This is a genomic window from Micromonospora sp. NPDC053740 (assembly GCF_040677775.1).
Lineage (GTDB): Bacteria > Actinomycetota > Actinomycetes > Mycobacteriales > Micromonosporaceae > Micromonospora > Micromonospora alfalfae.
In genome coordinates this window covers 249,303-268,011 of record NZ_JBFASO010000008.1, presented here as the reverse complement: position 1 = coordinate 268,011, position 18,709 = coordinate 249,303, and the positions used below count along the sequence as shown (strand labels likewise).

The window sequence follows — 18,709 nt, the reverse complement described above, 5'->3', positions numbered from 1 at the left end:
CGCCGAGGGTGCACGCACGACGAAAGAGCCGGAGCGACCGTGTCCCGACAGGACGGAAAGCAGGCTGCGGGGACGCTCAACCCCGTCGGCGTGTTCGTCGCGGCTGCTGTCATCCTGCTGGAGGCGGGCTGGCTGGTCGCCGCGTTGCCCGGCGCGGCGCTGGTCAGCGACATCGGCGCGATGCTTGTCGCCGGTTGGGCGACGCTCGCGTGCGTCGGGGTGGCCCGTCGACATCCGGCGCCGCTGCGCCGGTTCTGGGTGCTGCTCGCCCTCACCATGGCGCTCGCCGCGACCGGTCGGGCGATCTGGACCGTGCAGCGGCTCGTCGGCGGCGACCTGCCGCACACGCCGGCGGTCGGGGTGGTCTTCACCGCCGGCATCCTCACCGGCACTGCCGCGCTGCTCAGCTCGCCGTCCGCACCGAGGACCACCGTCGGGCGGGCGCGTACGTTGCTGGACGGGGTGATCGTCGCCCTGGCCCTGGTGCCGATCGGTTGGGTGCTGGTCTTCCGTGGGGTCGCCGCCGCCGAGCTGGCCGACCCGGCGCGCACGCTGGGGCTGCTCTTCCCGATGTTCGACCTGATGCAGCTCACCATCCTGGTCGCGGTCTCCGGGCCGGCCCGGCCGATGTGGCGGCCGATGACAGTCCTGGCGGCGAGCCTCACCCTGCGGGTCGTCGCCGACGTCGTCTACGTGTCGCTCGTCGCCCGCGCCGACTACACGGCCGGTCACCCGATCGACCTGTGCTGGCCGTTGAGCTACCTGCTGATCGGCCTGGCGACCCGGAACCCGCCGCCACCGGACTGCGACGGCACCGACGACACCGCCGAGTCGCCGCTGCCGCCCTGGTGGCGGGTGGCGTTGCCGTACCTGCCGGTGGGTGGGGCGATCATCGCTGTGGTGCTGGCCCGCCGGCCCACCGGGCAGACCCCGCAGCTGGTGTTCGTGACCATGATGGTGTTGCTGGCCGCCCTCGCCGTCCGGCAGGGGCTGGCGGCCAACGAGAACCTCCGGTTGGTGGCCCGGCTGCGCCGGCTCGCGTACGGCGACCAGCTCACCGGGCTGCCCAACCGGCTGTTGTTCAACCGGCGGCTGCGCCTGGCCCTGCGCCACGGGCGGCCGGTGGCGGTGCTGCTGCTCGACCTGGACGGGTTCAAGCAGGTGAACGACAGGTTCGGGCACGCCACCGGTGACACCCTGCTGACCGGGCTCGCGGCCCGGATGCACACCGCCGTGAACGGCGACGGCACCATCGCCCGGCTCGGCGGTGACGAGTTCGCCGTGCTGGTCGACGGCGACCGGCCGGTGTCACCCGAACGGCTCGCCGAGCGGCTGCTGGACGCGTTGCGGCCCTCCGACGACGAGGAGGACGTCGGGGTGCACCCGTCGGCGAGCATCGGCATCGCCGAGTACGGCCCCCAGCACGCCTCGCACAGCGACCTGCTGCGTGACGCCGACATCGCCATGTACGCGGCCAAGGCGGCCGGGAAGTCCGCGTACCGCACGTGCACGGCGACGTTGCGCGAGTCGGCAGTCTCCCGCGCCGAGTTGATCGCCGACCTGCGTCGCGCTGTCGACGAGGACCAGCTGCACCTGGAGTTCCAACCCATCGTCGACCTGACCACCGGCGCGGTACGCAGCGCCGAGGCGTTGGTGCGCTGGCGGCACCCCCGGCTGGGGATGTTGCCACCGGCGAAGTTCCTGCCGTTGGCCGAGGAGACCGGGCTGATCCTGCCGATCGACCGGTGGGTGATCCACGAGGCGTGCCGGGCCGCCGCGACCTGGCGGGGTCGCGCGCCGGACGCGACAGTCGCTGTGAACATCGCCGCCGCGCACCTGCGCCGCCCGGACCTGATCGCCACTGTCACCGCGGCGACCAGCGCCGCCGGGCTGGCGCCACGGGCGTTGACACTGGAGTTGACCGAGTCGGCGCTGATCGAGGGCACCGAGGCGGTGCTGGAGCGGCTGCACCAACTCCGGGAGTTGGGCATCCGGATCGCCATCGACGACTTCGGCACCGGCTACTCGTCGCTGAGCTACCTGCACCGCATCCCGGCCACCGAGTTGAAGATCGACAGGTCGTTCGTGGCCCGGCTGGGCACCGACGACCGGGCGTACGCCACTGTCGAGATGGTCACCCGCCTGGCCGGCGCGTTCGATTTGGCGGTGGTCGCCGAGGGGGTGGAGACCGAGCGTCAGCACGAGGCGGTCACCGCGATCGGCTGCCCACGAGGCCAGGGCTATCTGTACGGGCGGCCGGACGGCCCCGCAATGGTGGGCCAGAATCGGAGTTGACTCTCACGTAGCGGCAGGCAGGAGCCTGGTTCCCGGAAGGGAGGGGGACCATGGCGTACACGGTGGGTCAGGTCGCGAAGGTGGCCGGCGTGACGGTGCGGACGCTGCACCACTACGACGAGATCGGGTTGCTCTCGCCCAGCGGGCGCACCTCGGCCGGTTACCGCCGCTACGACGACGCGGACCTGCAACGGCTGCAACTCGTCCTGTACTACCGGGAGCTGGGTTTCCCGCTTGAGGAGATCACCGCGATCATCGACGACCCGGCGGCCGATCCGGCCGCGCACCTGCGCCGGCAGCACGAACTGCTGACGGTACGGCTCAAGCGGTTGCAGGAGATGGTCACGGCGATCGAGTTCGCGATGGAGGCGAGCAAGATGAACATCCAACTCACGCCGGAGGAGCGGTTCGAGGTCTTCGGTGACTTCGACCCGGAGGAGCACCAGGCCGAGGCGGAGCAGCGCTGGGGTGACACCGACGCGTACCGGGAGTCGAACCGGCGGGTCGCCCGTTACAGCAAGGACGACTGGCTGCGGAACAAGGCGGAGAACGAGGACTGGGGTCGGCGGATCGTCGCGCTGATGGCCTCGGGGGCACCGGCGGACAGCCCGGAGGCGATGGAGTTGGCCGAGGAGCACCGGCAGCTCATCAGCCGCTGGTTCTACGAGTGCTCGTACGAGATGCAGACCGGGTTGGCCGACATGTACCTGGCCGACGAGCGGTTCACCGCGCACTACGAGAACATCGCGCCGGGGCTGGCCGCGTATCTGCACGAGGCGATCCACGCCAACGCGATCAGCCGGGCGTGACGAGGGGCGGTCCGGCTAGTCTGGCCGGACCGCACCGCCCGGGGGAGATGACAGTGCAGAAACCGAAGCTGATCGCCGCTGGTGTCATCCTCGCCGTGGCCGTCGCCGCCGGGGTGTGGGCGTTCGTGACCACCGGGGACGAACCCGATGAGGGTCGGCCGGCGGCGTCGGCGGGCCCGACCGAGGCGATCGGTGTGCTCAGGGCCGCCGCCGGGAAGGTCGACCAGCAGACCTACAAGCTGGCGTTGAGCAGCGGCGGGACGACGGGCGGGGACGCCACGCTGGTCCTCTGGGACCCGAAGGCGAAGCGTGGTCTGGAGACCACCTCCCTGAAGGTGCCCACCGGCGAGGTGAAGATCGAACGGCTGACCACCGGACCGGACGTCTACGTGCGGATCAGCGCCCCGGACCGGCGCGTTCCGGTCTGGGACGGCAAGACGTGGTGGCATGTCGGCGCTCCGGGTTCACCCCCCGCCCAGCAGGGCCTGGACAACACCAGACTGGCCAGCACCCTCAGCACGGCGACCGCCGTCCGGCAGACCGGTGCGCGTGAGTACGCGGGCACACTGGACCTGCGCCAGAGCGGCGCGGTGCTGGGCAACGGGGTCGGCGGTGTGCTCGGTGACCGGGCCGCCGCGGTGCCGTTCACCGCTGCCGTCGACGAGCAGGGTCGGCTGGTCCGCTACCGCATCGAGTTGGCCAGCCAGCAGTCGGAGGTCGCCCAGCTCGACCTGACGTACTCGGATTTCGGGCTGCCGGTGTCGGCGGACCCGCCGGCGGCCGACCTGGTCGGCGAGGACCCGCCGGCGAACATTCCCGGCGCCTGAGGTCGGCTCACTCCTCGACCGCCCCGGCGACCGGGGTGACCAGGAAGTCGTAGACGGTGCGGGCCATCCGCCGGACCGTCTCGTCGCCGGTGGCCATGGGACCGGCGGTGAGGAACGCGACGGCGGTCTCGGTGCCGGGGATCAGGTAGTAGCCGACGTCGTGTGAGGCGTCCGGCAGGTCACCGGTCTTGTGGGCCACCGGCACCCCGGGTGGCAACGCCGCCGGGATCTTCGTGTTCAGTGTCTGCTCCCGCATGAACCCGATCATCAGGTCGCGGGATGCGGGGGTGAGGATCTCGCCGTCCCAGACCGCGCCGAGCAGTGACACCACGTCGTCGGGGCTGGTGTAGTTCTCCTCGCCGCGCTGGGCCGCCGCGCTGTCGAGCATCCGGCGGGCCAGGATGGTGGACCGTTGGTTCATCGAGTCGATCAGCGCGTTGACGGGGGCGAACCCACCCAGGTAGGTGATCAGCACGTTCGCGGCCACGTTGTCGCTGTACTTGATCAGATACTGGGCGAGCCGGTGCACTGTGACCACCTGCGGGAACGTCTCGAACTGCAACTGGCCGGTGCCGCCGACCACGTCCTCCGGGGTGACCAGCACACCGTCGTCGAGGAAGACCTGTCCACAGTCGACCCGACGCAGCAGTTCGACGAGGATCCACAGCTTGATGACGCTGGCCGCCTTGGGGCGCAGCGATCCGTTGACGGCGATCTGCTGGTCGCCGTAGCGGCCGGACAGGTCGCGGACGGTGACTCCGGCCGGGTTGAGGCTCGCGTCGGCGACCACCCGGGCGAGCTGCCCGCTGAGCGGGAACAGCCGGGCCCCGGCGACCGGGTCGGTGGGCGGCTGCGGGCTGGTGACCACCACGCCGGTCAGCGTCGTCGGCGGGCGGTGCCGTTGGATCACCTCCAGCGTGCCCTCACTGCGCCCCACCAGCGGCACCCGGTAGCGGTAGGCCGTCCCCCCGACCACGACAGCCCCGCTGGCCACCCCGGCGGCGACCCGCATCGTCGGGTCGGCGACCCGGCCGGTGTCGCCGTCGCAGGCGCGGTAGCGCACCGTGTGCCCGAGTGGGTCCACAGCGAACACCCCGCCGGGAAACGACAGCCAGGACACCTCGCTGGTCGGTGGGCGCTCCGGTGTGGGGTCCACCCCGGGCTCGTGGCTCTCCGCGACGGGCGCTTGGCCTGGACCGTCAGCGGTGGCCGGCCCGGTCGTCGCGAGCACCGCGAGCGCGACCGCCGCCGTCAGCACCTTCAGTGGTACGCGGGCAGAGTTCCCCAGCAGGGAAGATGAGCGCCTCTTGTCGCTTTTTCTCACGTTTGCACGATATGAAGCGCCGGGGGCTGGTGAGGCCGACGGGACCGGTGTCACCCGTCTGGGCTGGGATGTCCTGACGAGCGTGATGACACACGGACATCACGATGACTCACAGGCATCATGCTCATCAGCAACCCCCATCTCTGGAGGTCCATCATGTTGATCATCGCCGGCAGTCTGCAGGTCGAACCGGGCACCCGCGAGGCGTACCTGTCCGACTGCGAACAGGTCATCGCGCGGGCGCGCGCCACCGCCGGCTGCCTCGATTTCCTGCTGGCGGCCGACCCGTTGGAGCCCGGCCGGATCCACGTCTACGAACGCTGGGAGTCACCAGAGCAGTTGGCCGCGTTCCGCGGCTCCGGGCCGGACGACGCGCAGGAAGTGGCCATCCTCGACGCCGACGTGCAGCGCTACCTGATCGCCGCCGTCGAAGCGCCCTGACCCGGCGGGCCGGCACCGCTCACGTCTGCGGTTCGGGGCCGGTGGGCAGGCCGGGCGCCATCCGGCGGATCGAGGTGAAGGTGGGCGTGAGGGCCTCGTACAGCTCGGCGAAGAGCGGCAGCAGCGCCGCGTAGGTGGCGGCGGCGGCCGGGTCGGGGCGGACCGTCTCCTCGATTCGCACCAGGTCGGCGGCGACGTCGATGCTGGGGATCAGCCCGAGCGCCTCCATGCCGAGCAGCGCCGCACCGAAGCTCGACCCCTCGTGCGCGGCCGGGAAACTCACCGGCAGGCCGAGGGCGTCGGCCAGCATCTGCCGCCACAGGCCGCTGCGGGCGAAGCCGCCACCGGCCCGGACCTCCCGGACCTCGTTGCCTGCCGCGCGCACCGAGCTGAGCACCAGCGCGAGCTGCTGGCAGACGCCCTCCAACGCGGCCCGCACCAGATGCTCGCGGCGGTGTGCGTGGGTCAACCCCACGTACGCGCCGCGCGGCAGGGCGCTCCAGTGTGGTGCCCGTTCGCTGTGCAGGTACGGCAGCATGATGAGCCCACCCGAACCGACTGGCGCGCGGGCCGCCACAGCCACCAGTTCCTCCTCGGAGTGCTCGCCCAGGTCCGGTGCGAGCGCCGCGCCGGCCCACTTGAGCACGATGCCGCCATTGTTTATCGCGCCACCGACAGCCCAGCGATGCTCGGTCAGCGCGTAGCAGAACACCCCGCCGAGCGGGTCCACGCCGGGCCGCTCAACCATCACCCGCATCGCCCCGCTGGTGCCGATCGAGCAGGCCACCATGCCGGGGTGCACCGCGCCCAGGCCCAGGTTCGCGAGCGGCCCGTCGCCCGCGCCGACCACCACCGGCGTGCGTTCCGGCAGGCCGGTCTCGGCCGCGGCCTGCGGGGTCAGTGTGGGCAGCACGGCGGTGGTGGCGACAAGCTGTGGGAGCTGTTCCGTGGTGATGCCGGCGATGGTCAGCGCCTCGCGGTCCCACTCCAGCTTGTGGATGTCGAGCAGGCCGGTGGCCGAGGCGATCGAGTGGTCGGTGACCAGCGCGCCGCAGAGCCGCAGCAGCACCCAGTCCTTGATGCCCACCCAGTGCGCCACCCGCTCGAAGAGTTTCGGCTCCTGCTCGGCGAACCAGAGCAGCTTGGGCAGCGGCGACATCGGATGCATCGGCGTGCCGGTACGCCGGTGCAGGGCCAGCCCCGACGGCACCGCCCGTAACCGCTCGGCCTGGCGGGTGGACCGCGAGTCGGCCCAGGTCACCGACGGGGTCAGCGGATTGCCGTCCCGGTCCAACCCGATCAGGCTGTGCATGGCGGAGCCGAACGACAGCCCGGCCACCGGCTGGACCAGCTCGGCCACGACGATGCTGATCGACTTGAGCACCGCGTCGAGGATGAGCTGCGGGTCCTGCTCGGCGTAGCCGGGTTGCGGGTTGTTCAGCGGGTAGTCGGCCAGGTGACTGCCGAGCTGCCGCCCGTCGGTGTCGTACGCGACGGCCTTGGTGCTCGTGGTGCCGATGTCGACCCCGATCACGACCCCGGGCAGCGTGACACGCGGCACGACCGTCACCCCCTCGGAAACATGAACGTCGGCATCAGTATCCCCCTATCGTGCTGGTTGCTCCGCCGATCGGGTACTTCGCCCGTTTCGGCGTTTCCGTGCGGCGCGCCGGACCTGTTAAACCTCGTGACACCCCAGATTGGTGGCCAGCGCGGCGAAGGAGTCGGCGTGGCGAAGACTGATTCGACGGGTTCCACCTGGCGGTACCAGTGGGCGCACCGGCAGAACGTGCGGCGGGTCAGCACGTACCGCGGCGCTGAGGCGGCGTGGCGGCGACGCGACGACGAGTTGCGGCGGCTACGCGTTCTGGCCGCCGACTTCCAGGGCTCGGCAGCCGCCGGCGCGGGGCTGGCATTGGAGCTGGCCGCCGACGAGGTGGTGCTCTGGGCACTACCCGCCGCGCAACTGGTCGAGGTGCGGCACAGCACGGTGCTGCCCGCGCCGGACCTCACTGTCGCCCCGCGAACCGGGCAACTGCGCCCGCGCCGCCCGGACGGCGTACGCGTCACCGACGCCGGCATGGCCGTGATCACCAGCCGTCGGCTCGTGCTGCTCGGCGGGCGGGGCCGGCGCGACTGGGCGTACGGCCGGATAACCGGCCTGGCCCACGACCCGGCGGCGCCCGTCACCCTGATCCAGGTGCTGGACCGACGGAGCACCTCCGGGTTGTTGCTGCCCACCGACGCGACACCGGACTTCCGGTTCAAGCTCACACTGGCCTTCGCCGACGCGATCGAACAGCGCGCCGCGGTGATCGCCCAACTCGACGAGCTGATCGCCGAGCACGCCCAGCTCAAGCCGTTCCGGCCGGCTGCGGCCACCCCCGGGCAGGCCCGGCTGTCGTCGTTGGTGCCCGGTGGCCGCAGGACCATCGCGGTGGCGGCGGCCATCGCCCTGCTGGTGCCGGCGGCGCTGATCGAGTCGGACCCGTCCGACCCGACCGGTGGCGCGGAGGTCGCCGTCGCCGCCACCCCGGCACCCACCACCAGCGCGGCGCCCGCGCGGATCCGCCAGGCCGGCCCGGCGCTCGCGCTGAAGACCCCGCCGCCCAAGCCGACACAGTCACCACGCCCGTCGCCCAGCGCCACCCAGCGATCGCGCTGCGGGGGACCGGAGAACCCACTGGGGTACGGCTTCTGCGGCGGCACCCGGATCCGCAAGCCGGCCGCCGAGGTGTGCGACTGGTTCGACTGCGTACCCCAGTTCTGGGCCGGTCGCGGTTACCTCGTGCAGTGCCGCGACGGTTCGGTCAGCCTGGCCGGCGGCCGGGCCAACGCCTGCGCCCAGCACCAGGGCGTGCGGCGAACCATCACAAAGTGACCGATTCAGGGCCTGAAGTCTGCTTCGCTCGGCCAGAATGACCGAGTGGAGATCCGGTCTGACGATGGCGCTCGGGTGCGGGTACGCCCCGTCGGCTACCAGCCCGGCATCGACCCGCCCGACGACCTCGACGGGACCACGTCCGGCTGGCACGACTGGCTGCTCATCGAGGTGGACGCCCGGACCGCCGACGGTCAGACCTGGTCGCACCACTACCCGAGCCTCATGGTGGAGGAGGCCCGCGCGCTCGGCGGTTGGCTGCACGGGCAGGCCACCGCCGCCCTCGGGCTGAGCGCGCCACCGGCGATGGTCCGCTTCACCGAACCCAACCTGGCCCTGCGCAGCCGGGTGCTGCGCCGCCGCCGGCTGGAGCTGATCGTGGAGTTCTCCGCCGAGTCACTGCCACCGTGGATGCGCCGCCCGTCCAACGCGGTCTACCCGCTGATCCTCACCGTCTCCGCTGACGCCCTCGCCACCGCCGCCGAACACTGGGCCGAGCACTGCGAGGCGTACCCACCGCGTACCCAGTCGAGGTTCCCGACCCACGGCCCGCAGCCGTACCGGCGGCGAGCCGGCTGATCACCGTCAGGTACGGTGATCGTCGTCAGCCACGAGAGGAGGTGAGCCCGGTGACCATCCACCGTCATTCCTGGGCGCTCCTCTCCGCCGTCCCCCTCAGCTGACCTCTCGCGTCGGGGAGCGCCCTCCTTCTCCGGAGGACCAATGTCTTTCTCTTCCTTCCGCATCGACGTGCCCGATGCGGTTCTCGACGACCTGCGGGCCCGACTGGCCCGTACCCGATTCACCGACCGCAGCGGCAACCAGCCGTGGCAGGGCGGCGTCGACCCCGACTACCTGCGGGACCTGGTGTCCTACTGGCACGACGGGTACGACTGGCGCGCTCGCGAAGCCGAGCTCAACGCGTACCCCCAGCACCTGGCCGTCGTCGGCGGCCGGAAGCTGCACTTCCTGCACGTCCGGGCCGCGCGCCCGGCGGGTACGCCCGCGCCGTTGCCGTTGATCCTCAGCCACGGCTGGCCCAGCAGCTTCATCGAGATGCTGCCCCTGGTCGACCGGTTGACCAGCCCTGCCGGCGGCGGCTTCGACGTGGTGGTGCCGTCACTGCCCGGCTTCGGCTTCTCGGAGGTCCCGAACGAGCCGGTCACCCGGGCGTCGCTGGCTCGGACCCTGCACGAACTGATGACCGACGTGCTCGGCTACGAGCGGTACGGCGCCTTCGGCGGCGACGTCGGGGGAGTGGTCACGGGCTGGCTGGGCGCCCTCTATCCGGAGCAGGTGGCCGGCATCCACATGATCCATCCACCGTTCCCGGCCAGCTTCGATGCCCGCCCACTGTCGGCGGCCGAGCAGGCGTACCTGGACGCCGAAGCCGCGTACGACGAGACCGACGGCGGCTACAGCGCCATCATGGGCACCCGCCCGGACACTCTCGCGGCGGCGCTGGCCGACTCACCCGCCGGGCTGGCCGCCTGGCTCGTCGACAAGTACCGCGACTGGAGCGACAACCACGGTGACCTGGCGAACAGCGTCGACCGGGACACCCTGCTCACCATCATCACGCTCTACTGGGTGTCGGGCACCATCGGCTCGTCGTTCCGGCAGTACGCCGACTTCGACCACAACACACCACGACCCGACATCACGGTGCCGGCCGCGTTCACGGTGAGCACCGAACCCGCGCAGGCCAACTTCCCTCGGGAGATCGCCGAGCGGGCCTGCACCGACATCCGGCACTGGAGCGAGCCGGGCCGGGGCGGGCACTTCATGCCGCTGGAGGAGCCGGATCTGCTGGCCACTGAGATGAGGCAGTTCTTCACCTCGCTGCGCCCGTAGTCGGGGCCCTGGCGTCGTAGGTCCAGAGTGGCCGGCGGCTGTTGTGGTGACAACCGCAGCAACCGCCGGCACCCGGGCTACGCGCCGAGCGACGCCTTCGCGGCGTCGATGGCGTCGGACAGTTCCTCGGTGTACGTGAAGCCGTCCTCGACGATGGCCATGTCGACCCCGCATTCGCGCTGCCGCGCTCGCAGCAGCGTCTCCTCCACCGGGGCCACCGGGAAGGCCAGCGGGTCGAGACCGTTCACGCCGTCCACATCCTCGACCAGGAGCCACCTGCTCTGCTCGTCGTAGACGACCACCCCGGCGTTGATGCCCCTGGTCCACTGATCGAAGAGCGTGGCCAGGCTGGTGGCGGCGCGGACCGAGTCCCAGGCGTCGGGTGAGATCTCGTAGCGCCAGATCTCACCCTCGTGATCGCCGGCCAGCACGAACGTGTAGAGGACGACATCGAAGAAGAACAGGGGCAGTTGGTGCCGCCAGGGGAACGGCGTGCCGATCGACAAACCCAGATAGTGCAGCGCGTCCGCGCCCTCTGGCCATGGCATCCGCCACCCCACGTCGGGTAGCACCTGCCGGTCGGGCCATGGCTGCGCCTGCAACCAGGTCAGTTGCTCCGCGATGTGCTCCACGCCGAAGATCCGGTAAACCTGCTCCGGCGCCTGCCCGGCCGGCGACTCGCCGTAGTCCGGCCAGTCGAGGCCGGCAGCTGTCGCCGCCAGGCGATAGTCGCGTACGGCCTCCCGCAGCACGCGCAGGTCATCGAGCACCAGGAAACTCCTCCGCTGTAGGGATCACGCGCAGGCTAGCCCGGCGGCACGCGCCTCGGTGTCCGTCAAATCTCTCCTTTCGGACGCAACGGGATGCATCGATCCGGGTCGCGTTGCCTGTCACGTACGTGAGCGGTTGTACCGCGTGTGACCGTGACGTCTGTGTCCTGTGCCCCCTGGCGGATCGCCTGGGCCGAGCGCGAGAACGAGCGCCGGCAGCGCGCGTACCGCGACGCCACCGACGCCTGGCGGCGCCGCGACGACCACCTGGCCCGGCTCCGCATCGAAGCCGCCAGCTTCCTCGGGTGTACGCAGCCCCGCGCCGGCCTACCGGTGGACCTCGACGACGACGAACTCGTCTTCCGCGTCCTCCCCGTCGCCACGCTCGTCGAGGCCGAAGCGCGGCACGTCCCCGGCCTACCCAGGCCGGACGGCTTCTGTTCCTTCGCCGAGGCTTCTTCCGAGGCCCTGCCGCCGGGCCTACGGGCCGTCGACATCGGCATGGCCGTCGTGACCAGCCGACGGGTGGCCTTCGGCGGTCGGGAACACCGGCGCGAATGGCGGTACGCCGACCTGGTCGGCCCCGCCCACCACCCAGACGTCCCCGTCACCCTGCTGCCCGACCGCAGTCGACTTGATGGGCTGTTGGTCCCGGCGGGTACCGTGGTGAACTTCCGCTTCTATCTCACCCTCGCGGCTGCCGACGATCGCGCTGCCGTCATCGCGCAGGTCGACGCGTTGCTGGCCGCACACCGGGCCGCCCGCCCTACGCCTCCTCTGCTGGTTGACCCCGACGACGCGCCGCTGACGGCGGTACGCCCCGACCGGCGGGCGCTCGGCGCTGCCGCCGTCGCGGCCATGGTGTTCGTGACGCTCGGCCCGGGCGCTCTGGGACCTGGCGCGTGGGGGGCTCGCGGGCCGGTGCCCTCGGCGAAGATCGTCGCCTTGGACCTGCCAAGGGCCGGGGCGGCCCTCGTTCCGATCGGTCCCGTCGGGCCGGTGGCGCCCAGGTCACGGGTCGGCTCGGCCGACACTGCCGTATGGATCCCGCCGCATGTCCCGGCGGTGCGGCCGTCGGCTGTCTCCACAGTGACGGAAGCTGCTGTTGCGGTGGCCCTGCCGCCGACAGTTGCGCCGTCCGTCGCTCCCGCGCCCTCGGCCAGTTCGGTGCCGACGCCTGGCCCGGTCCCCACTACCGACCCGCCCCCGTCGGCCCTGCCGACGCCGCCTGTCGTGTCGGCCTCACCGAGGCCGACCCCGGCTGTTACGGCGACGCCTTCGCCGGATCCGGGGCTACTGGCGATCTGCCTGGACCCTCTTCAACTGCCGTTGCTGGACCCGCTGCTCTGCCCGTCTCCGGCGCCCTGATCAGCGATCGCGCCTGACGGTCTGGCGTTTGCTCAGCTCATGGCGCTGAAGTCGGGGACGGTTAGGGTGCCGTCCTCCGCGAGGGTGAAGCCGGGGTTCCAGGCAATCTCCCACAGGTGACCGTCCGGGTCGGCGAAATAGCCGGCGTAACCACCGTAGAAGGTCTCAGCGGCCGGCTTGGTCACCGTGGCACCGGCCCTGGTCGCCGTGGCGATCACCTCGTCTACCTCGGCCCGGGAGCGGACGTTCTGGGCGAGGGTCATCCCACCGAAGCCGGCGCTGCCCGGGTCGTCGATGCCCGCGTCTTCGGCCAGCTTGTCGCGGCCCCAGAGGACGAGGGCCAGGCCGCCGGCCTGGATGAAGACCGTCTCCTCGACCTCCTGGCCCTGCCAGCCGAGCTGCTCGTAGAAGGCTTTCGCGCGGGCTACGTCCGCGACTCCGAGGGTGACGAGGCTGATCCGCTGCTCCATCCCTTCAACCTAACGCCAGGAGCATGCTCGCGGCCTCATCCCATAGCATTGACGCTATGAGGTGGAGCGATGAGTGATCGCCTGGAGTGGAAAAACCTGCGTGAGCGTCGGATGGCGGAGCCGGGAGCGGCCGAGACCTACGAGGCCACCCGGCTCGCCTTCGAGCTTGGGCAGGAGGTGCGCCACCTGCGCGAAGGGCACGGCTGGAGTCAGAGCCAGTTGGCCCGCGCCGCAGGCATGACTCAGTCTGCGGTGGCCCGCTTCGAGGCAGGTGGGACGGTGCCGACCCTGCCGGTCCTGGAGCGTCTGGCTCGGGCCCTGGACCGAAGGCTGGACGTCAGATTTGCCGCGAACGCGGACGCTGCCTGACTGTGCAGGGCTAGGCGGCGATCGTTCGGGCGGTGGCGTACACGTCGGCGGGTAGGGCGTGGTGGAGCTGCCACAGGACGCGCATGGGTCGGTCGCCAGTGTGCGAGTCGTACGTCATGGTGCCGGCGTACAGGTACGGCGGTGCGCCCAGGTCGCGGTCGGCGATGCGGGTTTCCCGCACGAAGAGGTGCACTGTCGAGCCGCCCGAGGTGTAACGCTGCCCGGTCACCGACGCCGCAGAGGTGGTGCTCTGCGACTCCCACTGGAACAACGTGTCGGTGATGGCGCGGTCGGCGTACATGGTGGTGGGGGAGTAGTGCGCCTCCGACTTGACCAGGGTGACGAAGAACAGGTCGGCCTGGGCGTCGGGCAGCCACTTCACCCCCTCGCGCAGCGACCCCGGGTTCGTCATCCCGAAGGCGGCGCATGCCTCGTTGCGGCTGTAGCGGGCGTGCACCCGCAGCGGCACCGCACCCGGAGTTGCGGTCGGCGTCACCCGGTGGATGCGGTCCCGCAGCACCTCGGCGACCTGCCGCAACTCGACACAGCGCGCCGGTTCCTTCCACAGTCGTGCCAGCCGTTCGTCTCGTGTCGCGAGTGGGGCGTTCGGCCCCCAGAGGCCGAAGTGCAGCATGTCCAGCAGTCGGCTGTTGCCCGCGTACACCTGCTGACCTGGCGCGGGCGGTCCGGCCGCGACCCGGGTCAGCAACTCCAGCCGGTCGGCGTCGTCGGTGTGCAACATGCGGCCAATGGCACGGCCCAACTCCCGGTCATCGGGGCCGGGTGCGGACGTCTCGATACCGGCGAGCCGCCGCAGTCCGGTCCAGCCGCCGATGCTGGCCGACCGGTACACGTCTTCGACCTCCAAGCCGGTCTCGCGCAGGAACGTGGCGAGGCTGACGTCGCCGAGTTGCCGCAGCTCGGACACGAGTCCGGCCTTCGAGGTGGGCAGTGCCGATCGCAGGTTGGCGAGCACGATCTCCTTCGCCACCCGGTCCAGCTCGACATGGCAGCCGCTCGGCAAGCTCGGGAAGTCGTCGCGGACGGCTTCGGTGATCGCCCGCCGGCTCACCCCGGTCAGTGCGCGCCAGCGCAGGTCGAAGCGGAAGTTGGCGTTTTGACCGCCGATGAAGTCGAGCACGGTGAGGCAGGGCTTGTCGTCGTCGAGGCGCAGGCCACGGCCGAGCTGTTGCAGGAAGATCGTGGCGCTCTCGGTGGGCCGCAGCATCAGGATCGTGTCGACCATCGGCAGGTCAACGCCCTCGTTGAACAGGTCCACTGTGAAGAGCACCCGCAGCTTGCCGATCTTGAAGTCCCGCAGCAGCGCGGCCCGATCGGTGCCCGCTCGCGAGGTCACCGCCGCCGCCTCGACACCGTGCTCTCTGAACGAGTTGGCCATGAACTCGGCGTGCCCGATGCTGACGCAGAACCCGAGCGCGCGCATCCGCCCGACGTCCACCTTCTCGCGGACCGCCCGCAGCACCGTCCGCGCCCGCGCATCGTTGCCGGTGTAGATCGTGCTCAGCTGCGTCGGGTCGTAGCCCTGGCCGCGTTTCCAGGTGAGGTGCGAGAGGTCCTCGTTGTCGTGTAGCCCGAAGTACTGGAACGGCGACAACAACTGCCGCTCCAACGCTTCCCACAGGTGCAGCTCAACGGCCGCCCGGCCGTCGAACCACCGACGCACGTCGCCGCCGTCGGCCCGGTCGGGGGTCGCCGTCAGCCCCAGGAGTACGCGGGGACGCAACCGCTCCAACAGTCGCGCGTACGTCGGTGCCTCGGCGTGGTGGAACTCGTCCACGATCACCATGTCGTACGCCTCGGGATCGACCTCCCGGCGGTGCAGCGACTGAATGGAGGCGAAAACGTGCTTCCAACCGTTCGGTTTCTCGCCCGCGACCAGCATCTCGCCGAAGCTGCCGTCGCCCATCACCTGCCGGAACGTGGACAAGCTCTGCCGCAGGATCTGCTCCTGATGAGCGACGAAGAGCAGCGAGTCTGCTCGTTTCGCCTTGTTTAGCCGGCGGTAGTCGAGGGCGGCCACCACCGTCTTGCCCGTACCGGTCGCCATCACCACCAGGTTGCGCCAGCGCCCGTGCACCAGCCGCTCGGCGTCCAGGTCGGCAAGGATTTCTGCCTGATAGGGGTACGGGCGCACATCCAGGTTCGAGATCTCGGTCGGTGCCTCGTCGCGGCGCTCGCCGCTCAACGCATGCCGTAGCCGTTCGGCATCCCTGGTCGCGTCGTACGCCTCGAACGCCGGATCGTTCCAGTAGTCCTCGAACGTCGCCGTGAACGTGTCGATGACGTGCGGCTGCTCCAGGTTCGAGATGCGCACGTTCCACTCCACGCCGTCTACCAGCGCGGTCTTCGACAGGTTCGACGAGCCGACGTACGCGGTGGTGGTGCCGTTGTTGCGGCGGAACAGCCATGCCTTGGCGTGCAGGCGGGTGGTCCTCGTCTCGTAGGACACCTTGACCTCAGCGCCCAGCTCGGCGAGCCGGTCCAGCGCTCGCTGATCCGTCGCGCCGAGGTAGGTGGTGGTGATGACCCGAACCTTGCCACCTCGGGCGATCAGCTCGCGGATGGCCGGCTCGACGATGCGCAGGCCGTACCACTTGATGAACGCGCAGAGCAGATCGACGCTCTCGGCCGACGCCATCTCGTGGTTGACCTCGTGACCGATGCGGGGCTGGTGACGGCCGTTGACCAGCAGCGCGCCGGTGGAGAGGGGGGTGGTGGGGCGCTGCGGGAAGGCTGGCAGCGCCGGTGGAGTTGGTGGGGCGGCGATGGCGTGGAGTAGGTGCTTGGTGTCGGTTACCTGGTCCTGATCCGTCGCTGCCTTCGGGCTGAGGGCGGCGATGGCGTCGGCGATCTGGTTCGCCATCTCGACCTGGTGGTGGAGCTTGTCATCACCGCTGGGGACAGCCTGGAGGGCGCGGGCGGCCAGGGTGGCGATGTGCCGGGCGAGGGCGGTGTGTGCGTCGGCAGGGTCGAGCTTGTACTGCTGGACCAGGGCGGGATCGACATGCTGGAGGCGATCGGCCAGCTCACGGGTGATGAGATGCTCGTAAACACCCCGCTCAAGATCCTTCATCCACGCAATCTAATCCGTCCCGAGCTGAGGCGATGCCCTGACTACGCGTCGAATTACGTCTGTCGGGGCGCCGACAGAAGAGTAAGTCGGTCGTTAGCCACCACAGCTAGCTGAAGGGACGAGGGCAAATTTGGGTGATGCGTACCATGACATCGAAAGTCGGCGCAGTCTCCCAGTCGGGGCGCAGCTTAGTGACCTTGTTCCAGCCCCAGGACCGGTACGCCATCTGGGCGGCATCATTGTCAGGCCGGACCAAGAGCGTGATCCGCGGTTCAGCCCGACCCACGACCAACTCGTCATGCAGTGCCGCCGCCACGCCCTTACGTCGCCAGTCGGGGTGTACGAGCAATTCGCTGAGCGCGAAGGTGCGGTTTCCATTCTCCTCGGTAAACCCGGGTGGCACCGGCTCATGGATGCCTTCCCACCACCGTGTCTGTGCAGCTAGCGGAAAACCATATACGTAGCCGATTAGACTCCCGTCGACCGTTGCGGTAATCAACTCCCAGCCAACTCGCTGCATATGCAGGTCGAGCTGACGCCGGTAGCGGTCCTCGCTGTAGAACTCGCCGCCGCCCGCGTAGACCCTTAGGTAGAGGTCCACGAGCTGATCGAGGATCCCCTCAGCCTCGTCGGCATTGTGATGGCGAAGCTGCAAGCCCTCGATCATGCACTCACCGCTCGGTCGTAGGCGGTGACGAACTGGCGCGTTGCCGTGGTCGCCTGCCGTGGTGCCGCCAAATTCGAGCGCACCTGCCCAAGGTGCCGGCTGATCCGCCCGGAGTTCATCTGGCTAACCGTGGGCAGGACGTCCAGCGCGATGCGTGCTGCCTCGTTGACGTTGCCCTGCTGATACTCGGCCTCCGAGAGGTGCACGGTGTAGTAGACCTGATTGCGGCGATGGCCGGGCGACGGGTTGGCGATGATTGCGCGGAACGACTGTGCGGCACGGTCGGGCCTGTCCAGCGCGAGGTAGGAAAGCCCCTGGATGCCGTTCACTTCCTGCTCGTTCACGAAGTCGACAAAACCCAGGTCATCCTCGTGCGGTCCGCGCTCCAACTCGCGGCGAGCCTTGGTCATCTCCCGGCTGAAGCCGCCGGCATCCGTCAGCACGGCGTACGTGTGCGCTCGCCGCAAATGAAGCAGGGTGGAGAGCCGAGGCGTTGCCCACCTGGCGGAGACGCGCAGCGCGGCTTCGGCGCAGTGCAGCGACTCGCCGGGCTGACTCTCGCGGAGCAGCATGGATAGCTGGGTCAGCGCCTGCACTTCCATACGAGGGTCGTCGGCGATGCGGGCACGGGTAATGGCTTCGTTCAGGTAAGGCCTGGCTTCGGGCCTACGTTCGGCATCGGTTGCGAGCCACGCGGCCTGAATGCTGAGGTCAGCCAGGGCGCTTTGAAGGGCATCGCCGACCTCTCGACTGTAGTTCGCCTTCGCCGCCCACGTGGACAGCCGGGCATGTGCCTGGACGGCAACGTCGCAGAGCTGGTCGGCGCCGGCTGCCGCATCGGCTCGCCGGAAGTCTTGAACCAGCGAACTGGCCAGTCGTACCTGTTCCATGCCAATGTTCCGGGGCACTTCGGCGGGGTCCGTCATCAGGTATGGGTGACCGACTGCGGCGATTCCCGCGAGCGCGGCCATTGCGTTGAAGCGTCGCCGGTCCGTAGTGCCACCCCCTCCGGTTGATGCCCTCTCCACGGTAACCGCCATGGCCGGCAGTTTGCCCTGCTCAGTTATCGCGTCATGCGCATAAGGATCGTCTGCTGTGCCCTCTGCGGCGCGATCGTCGACTCGGTAGGGCTGTCCAGGAAGACCGAACCAGAGACGGGAAGCCGGTATCCCGAGAAGCTGCGCCCAGTGCGCCAGTCTGTCCAGGTGCACGAGCGGCGGGCCGTTCTCCACCCGGCTCAACTGTGCCTGCGTGATCCCCAACCACCCCGCCACAACGGACTGCGGCAGGGCGACCCGCCCGTGGTACGGATGGCACCGGTACGCCCGGATCACCCGCCCCAGGTGCCGCTCGGCGAGGGCCTGTCGTACCGGCTCGTGCTCCCAGAAGCTCGCCGGCACCGGCGGCGGCGCGCTCAGCCGGTCCCGCTCTGCGGCCTGGCATGGCGTACACCGTCCGCTGTCGTTGTCCCGGGCCAGCCGTCCGCCGCACCGAGGGCAGTTCGCGTGGGTCACCGGCGGCTCCGTCCATCTCGCCTCAT

16 protein-coding genes are annotated in these 18,709 nt (G+C 70.1%); 9 read left to right on the top strand and 7 right to left on the bottom strand.

What is annotated here, in order from left to right:
* The first annotated feature begins 39 nt into the window (after positions 1 to 39).
* The 3 genes from AB0K35_RS22205 to AB0K35_RS22195 are packed head-to-tail and all read left to right on the top strand — an operon-like array spanning position 40 to position 3,931.
* Positions 40 to 2,295 (top strand): EAL domain-containing protein, encoded by a 2,256-nt coding sequence (locus AB0K35_RS22205; protein ID WP_357363813.1) that lies wholly within the window; start codon positions 40 to 42, stop codon positions 2,293 to 2,295.
* Between the two features lie 50 nt (positions 2,296 to 2,345).
* Positions 2,346 to 3,104, top strand: a complete 759-nt coding sequence (locus AB0K35_RS22200) for a MerR family transcriptional regulator (RefSeq protein ID WP_238666552.1) — start codon at positions 2,346 to 2,348, stop codon at positions 3,102 to 3,104.
* 53 nt (positions 3,105 to 3,157) lie between these two features.
* The gene (locus AB0K35_RS22195) at positions 3,158 to 3,931 is read left to right on the top strand and encodes a hypothetical protein (RefSeq protein WP_363887236.1); all 774 of its coding nucleotides are present in this window, start codon (positions 3,158 to 3,160) and stop codon (positions 3,929 to 3,931) included.
* Between the two features lie 7 nt (positions 3,932 to 3,938).
* Here the strand turns inward: AB0K35_RS22195 and AB0K35_RS22190 are convergent, their stop codons facing one another.
* The gene (locus AB0K35_RS22190; protein ID WP_363887234.1) at positions 3,939 to 5,255 is read right to left on the bottom strand and encodes a serine hydrolase; all 1,317 of its coding nucleotides are present in this window, start codon (positions 5,253 to 5,255) and stop codon (positions 3,939 to 3,941) included.
* A 156-nt stretch (positions 5,256 to 5,411) separates the two neighbouring features.
* Between AB0K35_RS22190 and AB0K35_RS22185 the strand changes: the two genes are divergently transcribed.
* Complete coding sequence (locus AB0K35_RS22185) at positions 5,412 to 5,696, top strand: antibiotic biosynthesis monooxygenase (RefSeq protein ID WP_238666549.1); 285 nt, start codon at positions 5,412 to 5,414, stop codon at positions 5,694 to 5,696.
* A 19-nt stretch (positions 5,697 to 5,715) separates the two neighbouring features.
* Here AB0K35_RS22185 and AB0K35_RS22180 read toward each other — a convergent pair whose 3' ends face one another.
* Positions 5,716 to 7,257: a gluconokinase gene (locus AB0K35_RS22180; protein ID WP_238666548.1), complete on the bottom strand. Its 1,542-nt coding sequence runs from the start codon at positions 7,255 to 7,257 to the stop codon at positions 5,716 to 5,718.
* 168 nt (positions 7,258 to 7,425) lie between these two features.
* On the opposite strand from AB0K35_RS22180, the gene AB0K35_RS22175 reads away from it, so the two are divergent.
* The 3 genes from AB0K35_RS22175 (at position 7,426) to AB0K35_RS22165 (ending at position 10,431) form a co-directional block, all read left to right on the top strand.
* Entirely contained in the window at positions 7,426 to 8,577 is a 1,152-nt protein-coding gene (locus AB0K35_RS22175; RefSeq protein ID WP_363887231.1) for a hypothetical protein, read from the top strand.
* Between the two features lie 45 nt (positions 8,578 to 8,622).
* Positions 8,623 to 9,156, top strand: a complete 534-nt coding sequence (locus AB0K35_RS22170; RefSeq protein ID WP_363887229.1) for a hypothetical protein — start codon at positions 8,623 to 8,625, stop codon at positions 9,154 to 9,156.
* Positions 9,157 to 9,300: 144 nt separating this feature from the next.
* Positions 9,301 to 10,431: an epoxide hydrolase family protein gene (locus AB0K35_RS22165; RefSeq protein ID WP_363887227.1), complete on the top strand. Its 1,131-nt coding sequence runs from the start codon at positions 9,301 to 9,303 to the stop codon at positions 10,429 to 10,431.
* A 77-nt stretch (positions 10,432 to 10,508) separates the two neighbouring features.
* Here AB0K35_RS22165 and AB0K35_RS22160 read toward each other — a convergent pair whose 3' ends face one another.
* Entirely contained in the window at positions 10,509 to 11,201 is a 693-nt protein-coding gene (locus tag AB0K35_RS22160) for a hypothetical protein (protein ID WP_363887225.1), read from the bottom strand.
* Positions 11,202 to 11,363: 162 nt separating this feature from the next.
* Here AB0K35_RS22160 and AB0K35_RS22155 point away from each other — a divergent pair, with 162 nt between their 5' ends.
* Positions 11,364 to 12,569, top strand: a complete 1,206-nt coding sequence (locus tag AB0K35_RS22155) for a hypothetical protein (protein WP_363887223.1) — start codon at positions 11,364 to 11,366, stop codon at positions 12,567 to 12,569.
* Between the two features lie 32 nt (positions 12,570 to 12,601).
* Here the strand turns inward: AB0K35_RS22155 and AB0K35_RS22150 are convergent, their stop codons facing one another.
* The gene (locus AB0K35_RS22150; RefSeq protein WP_363887220.1) at positions 12,602 to 13,039 is read right to left on the bottom strand and encodes a VOC family protein; all 438 of its coding nucleotides are present in this window, start codon (positions 13,037 to 13,039) and stop codon (positions 12,602 to 12,604) included.
* A 69-nt stretch (positions 13,040 to 13,108) separates the two neighbouring features.
* Between AB0K35_RS22150 and AB0K35_RS22145 the strand changes: the two genes are divergently transcribed.
* On the top strand, positions 13,109 to 13,408 hold the full coding sequence (locus AB0K35_RS22145; protein ID WP_238666541.1) for a helix-turn-helix transcriptional regulator: 300 nt from the start codon (positions 13,109 to 13,111) through the stop codon (positions 13,406 to 13,408).
* A gap of 10 nt (positions 13,409 to 13,418) precedes the next feature.
* Here AB0K35_RS22145 and AB0K35_RS22140 read toward each other — a convergent pair whose 3' ends face one another.
* The 3 genes from AB0K35_RS22140 to AB0K35_RS22130 form a co-directional block, all read right to left on the bottom strand.
* Positions 13,419 to 16,502 carry a DUF3427 domain-containing protein gene (locus AB0K35_RS22140; protein ID WP_363887217.1) on the bottom strand — a complete coding sequence of 1,028 codons (3,084 nt, stop codon included), beginning with the start codon at positions 16,500 to 16,502 and terminating at the stop codon, positions 13,419 to 13,421.
* A gap of 106 nt (positions 16,503 to 16,608) precedes the next feature.
* Complete coding sequence (locus AB0K35_RS22135) at positions 16,609 to 17,169, bottom strand: GNAT family N-acetyltransferase (protein ID WP_238666539.1); 561 nt, start codon at positions 17,167 to 17,169, stop codon at positions 16,609 to 16,611.
* Positions 17,166 to 18,683 carry a hypothetical protein gene (locus tag AB0K35_RS22130; protein WP_363887215.1) on the bottom strand — a complete coding sequence of 506 codons (1,518 nt, stop codon included), beginning with the start codon at positions 18,681 to 18,683 and terminating at the stop codon, positions 17,166 to 17,168. The genes AB0K35_RS22135 and AB0K35_RS22130 overlap by 4 nt, the downstream gene beginning before the upstream one ends.
* Positions 18,684 to 18,709 lie beyond the last annotated feature (26 nt).